Source organism: Streptomyces mayonensis, assembly GCF_018982965.1.
Lineage (GTDB): Bacteria > Actinomycetota > Actinomycetes > Streptomycetales > Streptomycetaceae > Streptomyces > Streptomyces mayonensis.
Map to the genome: position 1 here is coordinate 1 of NZ_JACBYP010000165.1, position 13,832 is coordinate 13,832.

Annotated in this window: 10 protein-coding genes and 1 pseudogene; 7 read left to right on the forward strand and 4 right to left on the reverse strand. The window is 72.6% G+C overall.

The features are described from left to right. The 3 genes and pseudogenes from HZS56_RS38980 to HZS56_RS35075 form a co-directional block, all read left to right on the forward strand. Positions 1-220 (forward strand): annotated as a pseudogene (locus tag HZS56_RS38980) (hypothetical protein); the annotation flags it as partial. A 122-nt stretch (positions 221-342) separates the two neighbouring features. Continuing rightward, positions 343-804: a universal stress protein gene (locus tag HZS56_RS35070; RefSeq protein WP_216724849.1), complete on the forward strand. Its 462-nt coding sequence runs from the start codon at positions 343-345 to the stop codon at positions 802-804. 172 nt (positions 805-976) lie between these two features. After that, on the forward strand, positions 977-2,383 hold the full coding sequence (locus tag HZS56_RS35075; RefSeq protein ID WP_216724850.1) for an amino acid permease: 1,407 nt from the start codon (positions 977-979) through the stop codon (positions 2,381-2,383). A gap of 53 nt (positions 2,384-2,436) precedes the next feature. On the opposite strand, the gene HZS56_RS35080 is transcribed toward HZS56_RS35075, so the two are convergent. Beyond that, positions 2,437-3,591: a CapA family protein gene (locus tag HZS56_RS35080; RefSeq protein ID WP_216724851.1), complete on the reverse strand. Its 1,155-nt coding sequence runs from the start codon at positions 3,589-3,591 to the stop codon at positions 2,437-2,439. Between the two features lie 243 nt (positions 3,592-3,834). Here HZS56_RS35080 and HZS56_RS35085 point away from each other — a divergent pair, with 243 nt between their 5' ends. The 3 genes from HZS56_RS35085 to HZS56_RS35095 all read left to right on the forward strand — a co-directional run bounded on the left by HZS56_RS35085 (position 3,835) and on the right by HZS56_RS35095 (position 5,925). Next, a complete protein-coding gene (locus HZS56_RS35085; protein WP_216724852.1) occupies positions 3,835-4,389 on the forward strand; it encodes a sigma-70 family RNA polymerase sigma factor in 555 nt (184 codons plus the stop codon). A gap of 141 nt (positions 4,390-4,530) precedes the next feature. Beyond that, positions 4,531-5,046: a hypothetical protein gene (locus tag HZS56_RS35090; RefSeq protein ID WP_216724853.1), complete on the forward strand. Its 516-nt coding sequence runs from the start codon at positions 4,531-4,533 to the stop codon at positions 5,044-5,046. A 222-nt stretch (positions 5,047-5,268) separates the two neighbouring features. Further along, entirely contained in the window at positions 5,269-5,925 is a 657-nt protein-coding gene (locus HZS56_RS35095) for a zf-HC2 domain-containing protein (protein WP_216724854.1), read from the forward strand. Between the two features lie 76 nt (positions 5,926-6,001). Here HZS56_RS35095 and HZS56_RS35100 read toward each other — a convergent pair whose 3' ends face one another. Next, on the reverse strand, positions 6,002-6,865 hold the full coding sequence (locus HZS56_RS35100) for an Fpg/Nei family DNA glycosylase (RefSeq protein WP_216724855.1): 864 nt from the start codon (positions 6,863-6,865) through the stop codon (positions 6,002-6,004). A gap of 154 nt (positions 6,866-7,019) precedes the next feature. Continuing rightward, complete coding sequence (locus HZS56_RS35105) at positions 7,020-9,110, reverse strand: SpoIIE family protein phosphatase (protein ID WP_216724856.1); 2,091 nt, start codon at positions 9,108-9,110, stop codon at positions 7,020-7,022. Between the two features lie 196 nt (positions 9,111-9,306). Here HZS56_RS35105 and HZS56_RS35110 point away from each other — a divergent pair, with 196 nt between their 5' ends. Continuing rightward, a complete protein-coding gene (locus tag HZS56_RS35110) occupies positions 9,307-10,725 on the forward strand; it encodes a lipase maturation factor family protein (protein WP_216724857.1) in 1,419 nt (472 codons plus the stop codon). A gap of 51 nt (positions 10,726-10,776) precedes the next feature. Here HZS56_RS35110 and HZS56_RS35115 read toward each other — a convergent pair whose 3' ends face one another. Further along, positions 10,777-13,800 (reverse strand): alpha-mannosidase, encoded by a 3,024-nt coding sequence (locus tag HZS56_RS35115; protein WP_216724858.1) that lies wholly within the window; start codon positions 13,798-13,800, stop codon positions 10,777-10,779. Between the last annotated feature and the right edge of the window lie 32 nt (positions 13,801-13,832).

The window sequence follows — 13,832 nt, forward strand, 5'->3', positions numbered from 1 at the left end:
GCTGCGCGGCATCCTGGACCCCGAGTTCCAGCGCTGGAACACGCCGCTCACGCTGTGGACCGACCTCGCGGGGGCCCCCGCGGGGCGGCGCGCGCGGGCGCGGGGGGCGGCGGGCGGCCGGGCGGGGCCGCTTCCGAGACCGGCCGCGAGGGCACCGGCGGTACCGGCCGCTCCTGCGGCGGCGGCCGCGGCGATCAGGGCGCGGCGCGAGAGCAACTGATCCTTCTTCATGACTCATCAGTCGCCCGCCGGTGCCGCGCCGCACCTGAGCAACACCGGCCCGGCGGCACGGAACCACCCGCCCGGACCAAGATCACGGGCGGCTCCGATACCCTTCGCCGCGTGACGGAACACCAGCACCACCAGTTCGAACGTGGCACGGACGGGCCGAAGGTCATCGTCGTCGGTGTCGACGGCTCCGACTCCTCGCTGCGGGCCGCGGCCTACGCCGGCGGGCAGGCCCGGCGGCAGGGGGCCCTGCTCGCCGTGGTGTACGTGCAGCCGGTGCTGGCGGGCGGCGCGGTGCTCGGGGCGCCGGTGGCGGAGACCACCGACGAGATCGCCGAGGAGCTGGTGGTGCACATCCGCGAGGCGGCGGAGCGGACCAAGGGGATATTCGACGTCCGCTGGGAGTTCCACACCCTGCGCGGTGATCCGTACGGCGGCCTGGTGCAGACGGCCGACCGGCTGAAGGCGGACGCGGTGGTGGTGGGCGCCTCCGAGCAGGCAGGTCACCGGTTCGTCGGCTCCGTCGCGGTGCGGCTGGTGAAGTCGGGCCGCTGGCCGGTGACCGTGGTGCCGTAGCCGCCGCGCCGGCGGGCCCGGTGTGCGCCGTGCCCTCACCGGCCGCACCGGGACGGTTGTGCGTCGTGCACGCGGCGGACGGACGGTTGTGCGTCGCACCTTCCGTAGCGGACGGGTCTGCGTCATCATGATCCACCGTCAGCCGTTTGCCGATCACGAAAAGGTGAGGTGCATGGCCCGGTTACGCATGGGTGAAGGTGTTCTCCGGCGCAAACCCATCGAGCAGATCGAGGAGACGGAGAGCGGCGGGGGCCTGCAGCGCTCCCTGGGACTGTGGCAGCTGACCGCGATCGGCGTGGGCGGCATCATCGGGGCGGGCATCTTCACGCTGGCCGGGACGGTCGCCAACGGCACGGCGGGGCCCGCGGTGCTGGTCTCCTTCCTCATCGCGGGTGTCGCGAGCGCGGCGGCGGCCCTGTCCTACGCCGAGTTCGCCGGGCTGATCCCGAAGGCGGGCTCCGCCTACACCTACGGCTACGCGGTCCTCGGCGAGCTGGTGGGCTGGTTCATCGGCTGGGACCTGCTCCTGGAGTACACGGCGATCGTGGCGGTGGTCGCGATCGGCATCTCCGGCTACTTCAGCTTCCTGGTCGGCGAGATGGGCGCCGATCTGCCGAACTGGATGCTGGGTGCGCCCGGCACCGGGGACGGGCACCGGGTCGACCTGTTCGCGGCCGTGCTGTGCCTGCTGATCGCGTACCTGCTCACGCTGGGCATCCGCAACGCGGCCCGCTTCGAGATGGTCGTGGTCGTACTGAAGGTGCTGGTGGTGCTGCTGGTGATCGCGGTCGGCGTCTTCCACATCGACACCTCGAACTACAACCCGTTCTTCCCGTACGGGGTCGGCGGGGCGTTCACCGGGGCGGCGACGGTGTTCTTCGCGGTCTTCGGGTACGACGCCATGTCGACGGCGGCGGAGGAGTCGAAGGACGCCCAGCGGCACATGCCGAAGGCGATCATCTACTCACTGATCATCTCGATGGTGCTGTACGTGGCCGCGTGCCTGGTGCTGACCGGCATGCAGAACTACAAGGGCATCGACCCGGAGAGCGGGTTCTCCACGGCGTTCAAGTCCGTGGGGCTGGGTTCCCTGGCCGACGTGATCGCGGTGGGCGCCATCATCGGCATCCTCACGGTGATGTTCACCTTCATGCTGGGCGTCACCCGGGTGTGGTTCTCCATGTCGCGGGACGGACTGCTGCCCAAGTGGTTCGCCAAGACGCACCCGACCCGGCACGTGCCCACCCGGGTGACCTGGATCGTCGGCGTCGCCTCGGCCGTGATCGCCGGGTTCCTGCCGATCGGCGAGGCGGCCGAGCTGACCAACATCGGCATCCTGCTGGCGTTCGTGGTGGTGTGCGCGGCGGTGATCGTGCTGCGCTACCGGCAGCCGGAGCTGCCGCGCACCTTCCGTACGCCGTGGATGCCGTTCGTGCCGGCGCTGGGCATCGTGTTCTCGATCTGGCTGATCACGTTCCTGCAGTGGCAGACCTGGGTGCGCTTCGCCGTCTGGTTCCTGGTCGGCCTGGTGATCTACTTCGCCTACTCGTACCGGAAGTCGGAGCTGGCGCGCCGTTGAGAGGGGGCGGCGAACTCGGCCCTGGACCGTGCCGACGACGCCCGGTCTCCGCGCTACTTCCCCATCACCAGACCGTCCTCGGCCGCGCCCCGGCCGAGGACGACGGCACGGATGCGGTCGCGTACGGCGCGTACGTCGGCACCCTCCTCCAGGGCGCGGTTGAGGTTGACCACGCGCCCGGCGTCCACATCGAACAGCTGCGGGACGAACTCGGCCCTGGTCACCTTCCAGCGCTCGCCGGGCCGGGCGGGCGGGGCGAAGGTGAAGCGGCCGATGGACGACTGATTGCCGCGCGGGTCGCGGGCGCCCTCGTCGTTGACCATCTCGCCCGCGATCTGGTCCCCCGCCCCGTAGACCACCCAGGTGCCGTTGACCTTCTCGTAGGCCTGCGGGACATGGGCGTGGGTGCCGATGATCAGGTCGATGTCGGGGCGGCCGCCGGTGCGTGCCGCGGTCAGGCTCCGGGCCAGGGCCAGCTGGTCCCGGTCGGGCTCGTCCTGCCACTCGGTGCCCCAGTGCATCGACACGACGACGACGTCCGCGCCCGCCTTCCGGGCGGCCCGGGCGTCGGCGACGATCCGCTCCTCGTCGATCAGACCGACCGCCCAGGGCTGTCCGTCGGGAAGGGGGTGGCCGTTGGTGTGGAGGGTGTAGGCGAGGTGGGCCACCTCGGCGCGCCCCGCGCGCAGGACCGTCGCGGTGTCCGCCTCGCCCTGCGTGCGCGCCGTCCCGGCGTGCCGCACGCCGGCGCGGTCGAGGGCGTCCAGGGTGCGACGGATGCCCTGGGCGCCGTCGTCGACACTGTGGTTGGAGGCGGTGGAGCAGCCGTCGTAGCCGGTGGCGGCCAGGGCCTTCGCCACCTCGGGCGGGGACTTGAAGAGCGGGTAGCCGCTGTAGTCGCCGTTCGCGCCGTACACGGTCTCCATGTGGCACAGGGCGAGGTCGGCGCCCGAGACGACGGGCCGGGCGCCGGCGAGCATGGGGCGGAAGTCGTAGCCGCTGCCGCCGGCGTCGAAGCGGGCCCGTTCGATGACCGAGTCGTGCGGCAGTACGTCGCCGGAGGCGACCAGCGTGAAGGCGCCGTCGCCGGCGGCGGGCGGGGCCTGCGCCGGGGCCTTCGGCGGTTCGTGGTCGCGGGCCTGACAGGCCGCGCCCGCGGTGAGAAGGGCGGTCAGGGCCAGGGCCACCTGCCGACTGCGTGTGATCATCCGTTCACTCCGCTGAGGTCACGCACACCAATGAAAAGTCACATTTACTTACAAACAGGTAAGAAGGTGCGGCCCGTCACAGGCGGCTCCGACACGCCCATTAGCCCGTCCGGCGTGCGGGAACGGGGTGGGCGGACGGTGCCGTGACCGTTCGTCGAACCGTTCGTCGACGCGATCGACCGTCCGTCGCACACCCGCGCACGCGCCCTGTCCCCCGACGGCGCACTGCGGTGCCATACGGCCATGACGGCCGGAATCACCCTCACGGACAGGACGAACGGGACGACCGCCGAGCACGAGCTCGCAGCACTGCAGCGCGAGCACGGCCGGCCGCTCTTCGCGCTGCTGCTGCGGCTCAGCGACGGCGACCGGCAGCGCGCCGAGGACCTGGTGCAGGAGACCCTGGTCCGGGCGTGGCAGCACCCCGAGGCCCTGCGCGCCGACGACTTCGACTCCGCACGGCCCTGGCTGCTCACCGTGGCCCGGCGCCTCGCGATCGACGCGCGCCGGGCCCGGCAGGCCCGCCCGCCGGAGGTCGGCGACGCCGTACTGGAGAACGCGCGTGTCTGCGCGGACCACGCCGAACGGGCCGCCGCGGCCCTCGATGTGCGCGAGGCTGTGAAGACACTCACTCCGGAGCACCGTGAAGTCCTGGTGCTGGTGTACTTCCAGGGGGCGAGTGTGGCGGAAGCCGCGACGGCCCTCGGCATCCCGCCCGGTACCGTGAAGTCCCGCGCTTACTACGCGCTGCGTGCCCTGCGCAGGGTGCTACCGGGATACGCCGCCGACCTGCGGTGAAACCGACCCTTTGGTCAAGCCTCCGTAAAGTGCCTTGCCCGGGACCCCCGTTGGGTAATCGGCTGTCCTCATCCGTGTTCCGGACGGGGGCCCACGACCCGGGCCGGGCGACGCGCGCGCACCGGAGGAAGGCAGGAAGGGATGCTGCACAGAGGTCACGAGAGCACGGACGGTACCGGCGGGGGCGAACTCACCGTTCCCATGGCGTGGTTGTACGCCGAGTACATCGCCGACGAGCTGCTGCGGACCGGCGACCTGATGCCGCCGACGTCCTTCGAGTTCCGCGCCGGACGCGACGCGCTGGCGCTCACCGTCTTCCTGTCCGACACCGAGAACGAACTGAGCGGCATCCGGGTCATCACCCACCTGGAGACCTGGCTCTCGCTGACGGCCTACGACCAGCCCTGGCACGAGTGGGTGCGCGTGCGGCTGGCCGAGGTCACGGCCGACGCGGTCGCTGCCGGACGGCACGCGCCGGACCTGGAACTGGCGCGGGCGGCCTGGCGCTGGCTCCAGGAGACCGAACTGCTCGCCCCGGACCTGAACGCGGTGCCCGGCGGCGCCGCGGCGGGCGGCGAGGACGAGGGCCCGAAGGTCTGGACCCCGGCCTGGCAACTGGGTCTGCCGCTCGGGCACCTCGCCATCCACCTGTTCTAGATCCGTCTGCCCGCCCGGCGACTCGGCCGGGCAAATCGGCCGGGCAGCTCGGCCCGGCAACGCGGCCCGGCAACTCTTTCGGGGACCGACCAATCCGCCGTTTCCGCCGCTCCGAACACCTTGGTTGCGATTCGGTCGCGGCTTGAGTGATTCGACTGTCCGGCGCGTACGGGTGGGAGCAAGGAGTAACCCCACCCGCACCCAAAGGCACGAGGATTCGGCATGAGGTCCCTGGAAAGGCATCGTGACGTCGGCGCCTACGCGCTCGGTGTGCTCGACGAGGCGGAAGCCTTCCGTTTCGAGGACCACCTCATGGAATGCCCCAGCTGCGCGGTCCAGGTGACCGAATTCGGCCCTGCCGCCCGCCAGTTGATGCTGTACCGCAGTGCGACCCCGCGTCTCGTCCAGCCCCTGGCCAGTGCCGGGCCACGACTGCTCGACCGCCTGCTGTCCGAGGTGGCGACGCGGCGCCGGGCCGGGCGCAGGCGGGTGCTCTGCGCCGTGGCCGCCGCGGTCGTCTGCGCGGTGGCCGGGCCCGGTGCCGTCCTCTGGGCGGGCCAGGGCAGCCTGGCGGCGCCGGTCACCGCCACCGCGACGGACGAGCGGTCCGGGGTGTGGGCGCGGCTCACGGCACAGGACGAGGACTGGGGCACGCAGGTGCGGGTCGAGGTCAGGGACGGTGCGGGCCCGCGTTCGTGCCGGCTGGTCGCCGTCGGCCGGGACGGCTCGGAGGAGACGGTCACCAGCTGGACCGTGCCGGGACAGGACGAGGCGTCGAACACCATGCGCGGTGGCGCCGCCCTCCATCCGGACCAGATCGACCACTACGAGGTGCGGACGGCGCAGGGCGAGCGCCTGGTGACGCTGCCGACCGGCTGACCGGCCGGCCCGCGTCCGGCGCCGCCCCGGCACCCACCACCCAGTCCCCCCGGGCCTCCTCCCCCGGACGCCGTCGTCACTTCAGCAGGCGGGACAGCCGGCGGTCGGCCAGCGGCTTGCCTCCGGTCTGGCAGGTCGGGCAGTACTGGAGCGAGGAGTCGCTGAAGGAGACCTCGCGGACCGTGTCGCCGCACACCGGGCAGGGCTCTCCGGTCCGGCCGTGCACCCGCAGCCCGCTCTTCTTCTCGGCCTTCAGACGCCCGGCGGCGATGCCACGGGAGCGCTCGACGGCCTCGGTGAGCGTGTCGCGCAGGGCCGCGTACAGTCGCGCGGTCTCCTCCGTGGTGAGCGAGGACGCCAGCTTGAACGGGGACATCTTCGCGGCGTGCAGGATCTCGTCGCTGTAGGCGTTGCCCACGCCCGCGATCAGGCTCTGGTCGCGCAGGGCGCCCTTCAGCTGCCGTCGCTCACCCTCCAGCAGGGCGGCGAAGCGCGCCTCGTCGAAGCCGTCCGCGAGCGGGTCGGGCCCGAGCCCGGCCACACCCGGCACCTGCTGCGGATCGGCCACGACGTACACCGCGAGCCGCTTCTGCGTGCCCGCCTCCGTGAGGTCGAAGCCCGCGCCGGTCTCCAGGGCGACGCGCAGGGCCAGCGGGCCCCTGCCGGGCCTGGGCATGCCGCTGGGCAGGCTGTCCTTCCAGTGCAGCCAGCCGGCCCTCGCCAGGTGGGTCACCAGGTGCGGGCCGCCGGCCGTCTCGACGTCGAGAAACTTGCCGTGGCGGTGCACGGCGGCCACCTGCCGGCCCTCCAGCGCGGTGAGCGGCGGTTCGTACGTCTTCAGGACGCTGATCGCCACGGGCAGGACCCGCACGACCTCGCGCCCGGCGAGGTGCTCGCTCAGGAAGTCGCGGAGCGCCTCGACCTCGGGCAGTTCTGGCATACGTCCAGGGTGCCACCGGTGACCGACAGCGGCCCGCACAGCGGCCCCCGGGGCAGGTCGCTCCCCCGGTCCCGGCACGGACGTCGCCGCTCGGATGTTCCCGCCGAGAACGTCCCCGCTCGAGCGGTTCTGCCCGGAACCGGCGGCCCGGGGCTCACCTGGAGCCGTGGGCCACCACGAACTCCGCCCACACCACCTTGCCGCCGCCGCGCGCCTCCACGCCCCACACGTCTGCCAGGGCCTCGACCAGCAGCAGCCCCCGCCCGGAGACCCCGTCGTCCGGGGCCTCGCGGCGGCGCGGCAGCGCGCTGGAGGAGTCCTCGACCTCGGCCCGCAGCCGCCGGTCCGTGCCGGTCAGCAGCCGCAGGGTGACTTTCGCGGAGCCCTCGGTGTGCATGAGGGCGTTGGCCATCAGCTCGTCGGCGACCAGCTCGATCTCGTCGCTCTGGCCCTTGGCGCCCCAGGACCGCACCGCGGCGCGGATCATGTGCCGGGCCTCGGTGAGTGCCTCCGGGTCGCCCGGGGGCAGGTGGTGCTGGACCCGGCCGAAGGTGCGGGGGGCGCCCAGCCCGTGCCGGCGCAGCAGGAGCAGGGCCACGTCGTCGTCGCCGCGCCGCTCGTCGGCCACGTCGATGAGCCGGTCGGCCAGGTCGCGGACGTCCTGCGGTCCGGAGGCGATCAGCGCCGTGAGGACCTGCATCCCCTCGTCGAGGTCGGCGCCGGGCTGCTCGACCAGGCCGTCGGTGCACAGGAGCAGCGTGCTGCCCGGGTCGAGCTCCAGGGTGGCGACGGGGTAGGCGAGGCGCCCGAACTCGGCGGACAGGCCGAGCGGCAGCCCGCCCTCGACGCGCATGTGCCGGCAGGTGCCGTCGCCGAAGCGCAGCAGGGGGTCGATGTGCCCGGCGCGCACCACCTGGAGCACGCCGGTGCCGAGGTCGACCTCGGCGTACAGGCAGGTCGCGAAGCGGTCCGTGTCCAGCTCGTGGAGGAAGACGGAGGCCCGCGCCATCACGGTGGCCGGCGGGTGGCCCTCGGCCGCGTAGGCGCGCAGCACGATCCGCAGCTGCCCCATGACGGCGGCGGCGTGGGTGTCGTGTCCCTGGACGTCGCCGATGACGGCGCCGACGCGTCCGCCGGGCAGTGGGATCACGTCGTACCAGTCGCCGCCGATGTCGCGCCCGACGGCGCCGGAGAGGGAGGCGGCGCGGTAGCGGACGGCGACGTCGCAGCCGGGCACGCTGGGGATGGTGCGCGGCAGCATGGCCTGCTGGAGCCCCTGGGCGAGGTCCAGTTCCTGTTCGTAGAGCATGGCCCGCTGCAGGCTCTGGGCGATGCCGCTGCCGAGGGCCACCAGGACGTTGCGGTCCTCCGCCGAGAAGCCGTGCCGGTCGCTGTAGAGCAGCCCGACGGCGCCGATCGGCCGGGCCTGGGCGATCAGGGGCAGATAGGCGGCGGCGGTGACGTCGAGGTGGGTGATGTCCTTCCACAGCCGGGGGTAGAGCTTCGCGAACTCCTGCGGCGACTCGATGAACCGGGGGCTGAGGGTCCGTACGACCTCGCTCATCGGGTAGGGGTCGTCGATCCTGGTGATCCGCGTGCCGGGGACGAAGCTGTTCTCGGGGCCGTCGGCGACCAGCCGGATGCGGCCGGCCTCGACCAGGCCCATGACCAGGCTGGTGGCGCCCAGCCGGGGAAGGCCGCGGGTGTCGCGCAGGACGTCGATGACGTCGTCCACCGTGCGGGCGTGCGCGAGGGCGGCCGTGGCCAGCTGGACGACGTTGGTGAGCCCCCGGCGGGCCGCGTCCCGCGGGGCCTGTTCGCGGCCGCCTCCGATGTCGTCCAGCTCCTGGGTGGCGTCGCGGACGATGCCGATGATCCTGCGGGGCCGGCCGGTCTCGTCGCGGCGGATGTATCCCTGGGTGCGGGCCCAGCGCAGGGTGCCGTCGCGGCGGCGCAGGCGGAAGTAGGTGGCGTAGTTCTCGCTGCCGTCCTTCATGGCCTGGGCGACGATGACGTCCATGCGCCGGCTCTCGGCCGTGGGCACGCGCGCCGACAGCGACTCCACGTGTCCGTCGTACTCCTCCGGACGCAGGTCGAACACCTCGTGGGCCTGGGCGTCCATGTGGAACAGCCCGGCGTCCAGGTCCCAGTCGAAGCTGCCCATGCGGTTGAGCGCCAGGATCGGGTCCGGGTTGGCGGGCCAGTCGTCCGGGAGTGACAGGGCACTCGCTGCCCGATCAGACATGGACCCCACCTTGCCAGGGTTTGTCCGATTATTCGACTCTTGACGGGACTGTCAGGGCGGCTCCGGGCACGACGTGCCGTGCCGTGCGGTCCGGCAGGGCCCACGTCTGTCCGGACAGGCCGGGGAACCACCGGCCGGGCGGGGTACACGGAGCAGGCACACGGACGGTACCGGCGGCTGCGGAAGGAGCGCGGGCGTGGAGTGGTTCACCGCACCCGACTACTGGCTGAGCCGGCTGGTCTTCCAGCGGGCTCTGGCCGTCGTGTACCTGGTGGCGTTCCTGACGGCAGCCCTCCAGTTCCGGGCGCTGCTCGGCGAGCGCGGCCTGACGCCCGTGCCCCGCTTCGTCGAGCGGGTGCCGTTCCGGCGGGCGCCGAGCCTGTTCCAGTGGCGCTACTCCGACCGGCTCTTCGCGGGCTGCGCCTGGGCGGGCTGCGCGGTCTCGGCGGCGCTGGTGGCCGGGCTGGACTCGCTGCTGCCGCTGTGGGGCGCGATGCTGCTGTGGCTGGTGCCGTGGGCGCTGTACCTGTCGGTCGTCAATGTCGGACAGACCTGGTACTCGTTCGGCTGGGAGTCACTCCTCCTCGAGACGGGCTTCGTCGCCGTGTTCCTGGGCAACGACGAGGTGGCGCCGCCGGTCGTGGTCCTGTTCCTGTTGCGCTGGCTGCTGTTCCGGGTGGAGTTCGGGGCGGGGCTGATCAAGATGCGCGGCGACGAGTGCTGGCGGAAGCTGACCTGTCTGGACCACCACCACGAGACCCAGCCGATGCCGGGCCCGCTGAGCTGGTTCTTCCACCACCTTCCGCGCCCCCTGCACCGCGTCGAGGTGGCCGCGAACCACGTCACGCAGCTGATCGTGCCGTTCCTGCTGTTCACGCCGCAGCCCGTCGCGACGGTCGCCGCCGCGTTGATGATCGCGACGCAGTTGTGGCTGGTGCTGTCGGGCAACTTCTCCTGGCTGAACTGGATCACCATCGTGCTGGCCCTGTCGGCGGTGCGGTACCCGGGCGGCCGGCCGGCCACGGCCGGCGCACCGCTGTGGTACGAGGTCGTGGTCCTGGCGGTGGCGGCGCTGCTGCTCTTCCTCAGCCACCGGCCGGTGCGCAACATGATCTCCCGCCGCCAGGTGATGAACCGCTCCTTCGACTCGCTGCACCTGGTCAACACCTACGGCGCCTTCGGCTCCGTCACCCGCATCCGCCACGAGGTGGTGGTCGAGGGCACGGCCGACGAGGCGCCCCACGAGGACGGGGACTGGCGGGAGTACGAGTTCAAGGGCAAGCCCGGTGATCCACGCCGCTGGCCGCGCCAGTTCGCCCCGTACCACCTGCGGCTCGACTGGATGATGTGGTTCGCCGCGCTGTCGCCCGCGTACGCCGGGCCGTGGTTCACCGCCTTCGTGGAGCGGCTCCTGGAGAACGACCGCGCCACCCTGAGACTGCTGCGCCGTTCTCCCTTCCCGCCCGGTGCACCGCCGCGCTTCGTGCGCGCCCGGCTGTTCCGGTACCGGTACACGACGTGGCGGGAGCTGCGGGAGACGGGGGCCTGCTGGGAGCGGACGTGCGTGCGGGAGTACCTGCCGCCGACGCGGCTGACCGGGGAGCCGGAGCGGTAGCGGCCCGGGCCCGGCCCACCGTTTCCGGGGGGGCCGGGCCCGGGCTCGGCCCTAGGCGCGCTTCAGGCGCAGGGTCATCAGCTGGAACGGCCGCAGCCGTACGCCGATCCGCCCGCCGTCGGCCTCGGCCCCGGGCTCCTCCCCGTCGAGCGGGCGCTCCAGCAGGTCGGTGACCGTGACGCCCGCGACCGGGAAGCCGGCCGTCAGGGTGGCCCTGGCCCGGCCGCCGTGGGCCTCGTGGAAGCGGACCACGACGTCGCCGCTGCCGTCGTCGGCGAGCTTGACGGCGGTGACGACCACCGCGTCCCGGTCCGCCGAGACGAGCGGCGCGACCTCCGCGGCGCCGGTGACGTGCCGCTCGGGCAGGTTGATCCGCCACCCCTCGCGCACGGCGTCGCCGATGCCCGCGCCGGGCAGCAGCGCGTGCCGGAAACGGTGCACGCCCTGGTCGGTCTCCGGGTCGGGGAACCGCGGGGCGCGCAGGAGGGAGACCCGCACGGTGGTCGTCGTACCCGGGTCGCCGTCGGTGCGGACGGTGCGGGTGACGTCGTGGCCGTACGTCGAGTCGTTGACGACGGCGACGCCCCAGCCGGGTTCCTCCAGGTGCACGAAGCGGTGGTTGCAGGCCTCGAACTTGGCCGCCTCCCAGCTGGTGTTGGTGTGGGTGGGCCGGTGGAAGTGCCCGAACTGGGTCTCGGACGCGTACCGTTCGGCGTGCACGTCGACGGGGAAGGCGAGCTTGAGGAACTTCTCCGTCTCGTGCCAGTCGACCTCCGTGTCCACCTCCAGCCTGCGCTCGCCCGGGACCAGCGTCAGCAGCTGCGTGACGCGGGAGGAGCCGAAGGAGCGGACGACGCGCACCGAGGCGCCGTCGTCGCCGGGGGCGACCTCGTCGGCGTCGGTGAGGTCGGTGACCGTGTTGCGGTAGAACTCGTCGACGTCCCAGGCGTCCCACTTGTTCGGGAAGTCGGAGTGCAGCTGGAGCAGGTTGCCCGCCGCGCCCGGCGCGATCGTCTCGCGGTCGGCCGCGATGTCGTACGCCGAGACGACCAGGCCGCGTCCGTCGATCTCCACCCGCAGCAGGCCGTTGTCCAGGACGTGTCCGCCGCCCGGGCGCGGGGTGCGCTCGGTGCCGTCGCCGGTGGCGGGGGCCGCGGCGGCACCCGCCGGAACCCCGGCCCGTGCGTGCGGGGCGGAGTTGAAGACCAGCGGGGTGTCGCCCTCGCCGGCCAGGGCACGCTGCGCGGCGTCGATGATGCCGTTCAGCTCCTCGGCCACCCGGTCGTAGGTCGCGCGGGCCTCGCGGTGCACCCAGGCGATGGAGGACCCGGGCAGGATGTCGTGGAACTGGTGCAGCAGGACCGTCTTCCAGATCCGGTCCAGGTCGTCGTACGGGTAGGGGAACCCGGCGCGCACGGCCGCCGTGGCAGCCCACAGCTCGGCCTCCCGCAGCAGGTGCTCGCTGCGCCGGTTGCCCTGCTTGGTCTTGGCCTGGCTGGTGAGGGTGGCGCGGTGCAGTTCGAGGTAGAGCTCGCCGACCCAGACGGGCGGTTCGGGGTTCTCGGCCTCCGCCTTCTCGAAGAACGCCCGGGGGGTCTCCCACTCGACGGCCGCCGAGCCCTCGAGGTCGCGCAGCCGGGCCGCCTTGGCGACCATCTCGCGGGTGGTGCCGCCGCCTCCGTCGCCCCAGCCGGTGGGGGCGAGGGAGTGCCGGGCGACGCCCTTGTCCTTGAAGTTCTTCGCCGCGTGGGCGATCTCGCTGCCCTTCATGGAGCAGTTGTAGGTGTCGACGGGCGGGAAGTGCGTGAAGATCCGGGTGCCGTCGATGCCCTCCCAGCGGAAGGTGTGGTGCGGGAACTTGTTCGTCTGGGACCAGGAGATCTTCTGCGTCAGCAGGTACTTGGCGCCGGCCGCCTTGATGATCTGCGGCAGTCCGGCGGCGAAGCCGAAGGTGTCGGGCAGCCACGCCTCGTCGTTCTCGACGCCGAACTCGTCGAGGAAGAACCGCTTGCCGTGCACGAACTGCCGGGCCATCGCCTCCGAGCCGGGCATGTTGGTGTCCGACTCCACCCACATGCCGCCGGCCGGCACGAACCGCCCGTCCGCGACGGCCTTCTTGACGCGCGCCCACACCTCGGGACGGTGGTCGCGCACCCACGCCCACTGCTGGGCCTGCGACATGGCGAAGACGAAGTCCGGCTCGTCCTCGAGCAGCGCGGTCATGTTGGAGGTGGTGCGGGCCACCTTGCGCACGGTCTCGCGCAGCGGCCACAGCCACGCCGAGTCGATGTGCGCGTGTCCGACGGCGCTGATGCGGTGCGCGGAGGGGACGGCCGGGGCGGCCAGCACCTCGGTGAGGCGCTCCCGGGCCGCCCCGGCCGTGCCGCCCACGTCCTGGAGGTCGACGGCGTCCAGGGCCCGGTCGACCGCGCGCAGGATCTCCCAGCGGCGCGGCGACTCCACGGGCAGCTCGGCCATCAGCTCGCCGAGGACCTCCAGGTCGAGCACGAGGTTCCACACCGTCTCGTCCAGCACGGCGAGGTCCATGCGGGCGAGCGTGTACTGCGGTTCGCTGCCCGCGGTCTCCTTGTCCCCGAGCTGTGTGGGCAGGAAGGGGTGGTAGTCGAGGATCACGGGGTTGGAGGCGGCCTCGACGTGCAGGCACACCTCTTCGCCGCCCCGGGCGGGAGCGCCGATCCGCACCCACTGGTTGCGCGGGTTGAGGCCCTTCACCGGGGTGCCGTCGGGCCGGTAGACCAGGCCCTCGCACTGGAATCCGGGCATGTTCTCGTCGAAGCCCAGGTCGAGGATCGCCTCGACGGTCTTCCCGGCCCACTCCTTGGGCACGGTGCCGGTGACGCGGAACCAGCTGGTGCCCCAGGGCGCGCCCCAGCGGGCGCCGACCTCGATCGGCTCGGGTTCGGCCGCGAGTCCCTCCTCGACGGGCACGGGCTCGCCGGGCGCGTTCCAGACCGCCACCTCCAGCGGGACGGACTCGGGGTAGAGGGCGGGGCGGAGACGTTCGTCGAGGACGCGCTCGAGGCGTGCTTCGACCAGCGTGCGGTCGTCATGCATGAGGGTGCTCCTGCTGGGGGGGCGGGTAGGGG

What these genes read in the sequence shown, in the direction of transcription:
- HZS56_RS35105 (WP_216724856.1), bottom strand. Translation starts at nt 9,110, where the DNA reads ATGTCTGATCGGGCAGCGAGTGCCCTGTCACTCCCGGACGACTGGCCC.
- HZS56_RS35115 (WP_216724858.1), bottom strand. Translation starts at nt 13,800, where the DNA reads ATGCATGACGACCGCACGCTGGTCGAAGCACGCCTCGAGCGCGTCCTC.
- HZS56_RS35080 (WP_216724851.1), bottom strand. Translation starts at nt 3,591, where the DNA reads ATGATCACACGCAGTCGGCAGGTGGCCCTGGCCCTGACCGCCCTTCTC.
- HZS56_RS35095 (WP_216724854.1), top strand. Translation starts at nt 5,269, where the DNA reads ATGAGGTCCCTGGAAAGGCATCGTGACGTCGGCGCCTACGCGCTCGGT.
- HZS56_RS35075 (WP_216724850.1), top strand. Translation starts at nt 977, where the DNA reads ATGGCCCGGTTACGCATGGGTGAAGGTGTTCTCCGGCGCAAACCCATC.
- HZS56_RS35100 (WP_216724855.1), bottom strand. Translation starts at nt 6,865, where the DNA reads ATGCCAGAACTGCCCGAGGTCGAGGCGCTCCGCGACTTCCTGAGCGAG.
- HZS56_RS35085 (WP_216724852.1), top strand. Translation starts at nt 3,835, where the DNA reads ATGACGGCCGGAATCACCCTCACGGACAGGACGAACGGGACGACCGCC.
- HZS56_RS35090 (WP_216724853.1), top strand. Translation starts at nt 4,531, where the DNA reads ATGCTGCACAGAGGTCACGAGAGCACGGACGGTACCGGCGGGGGCGAA.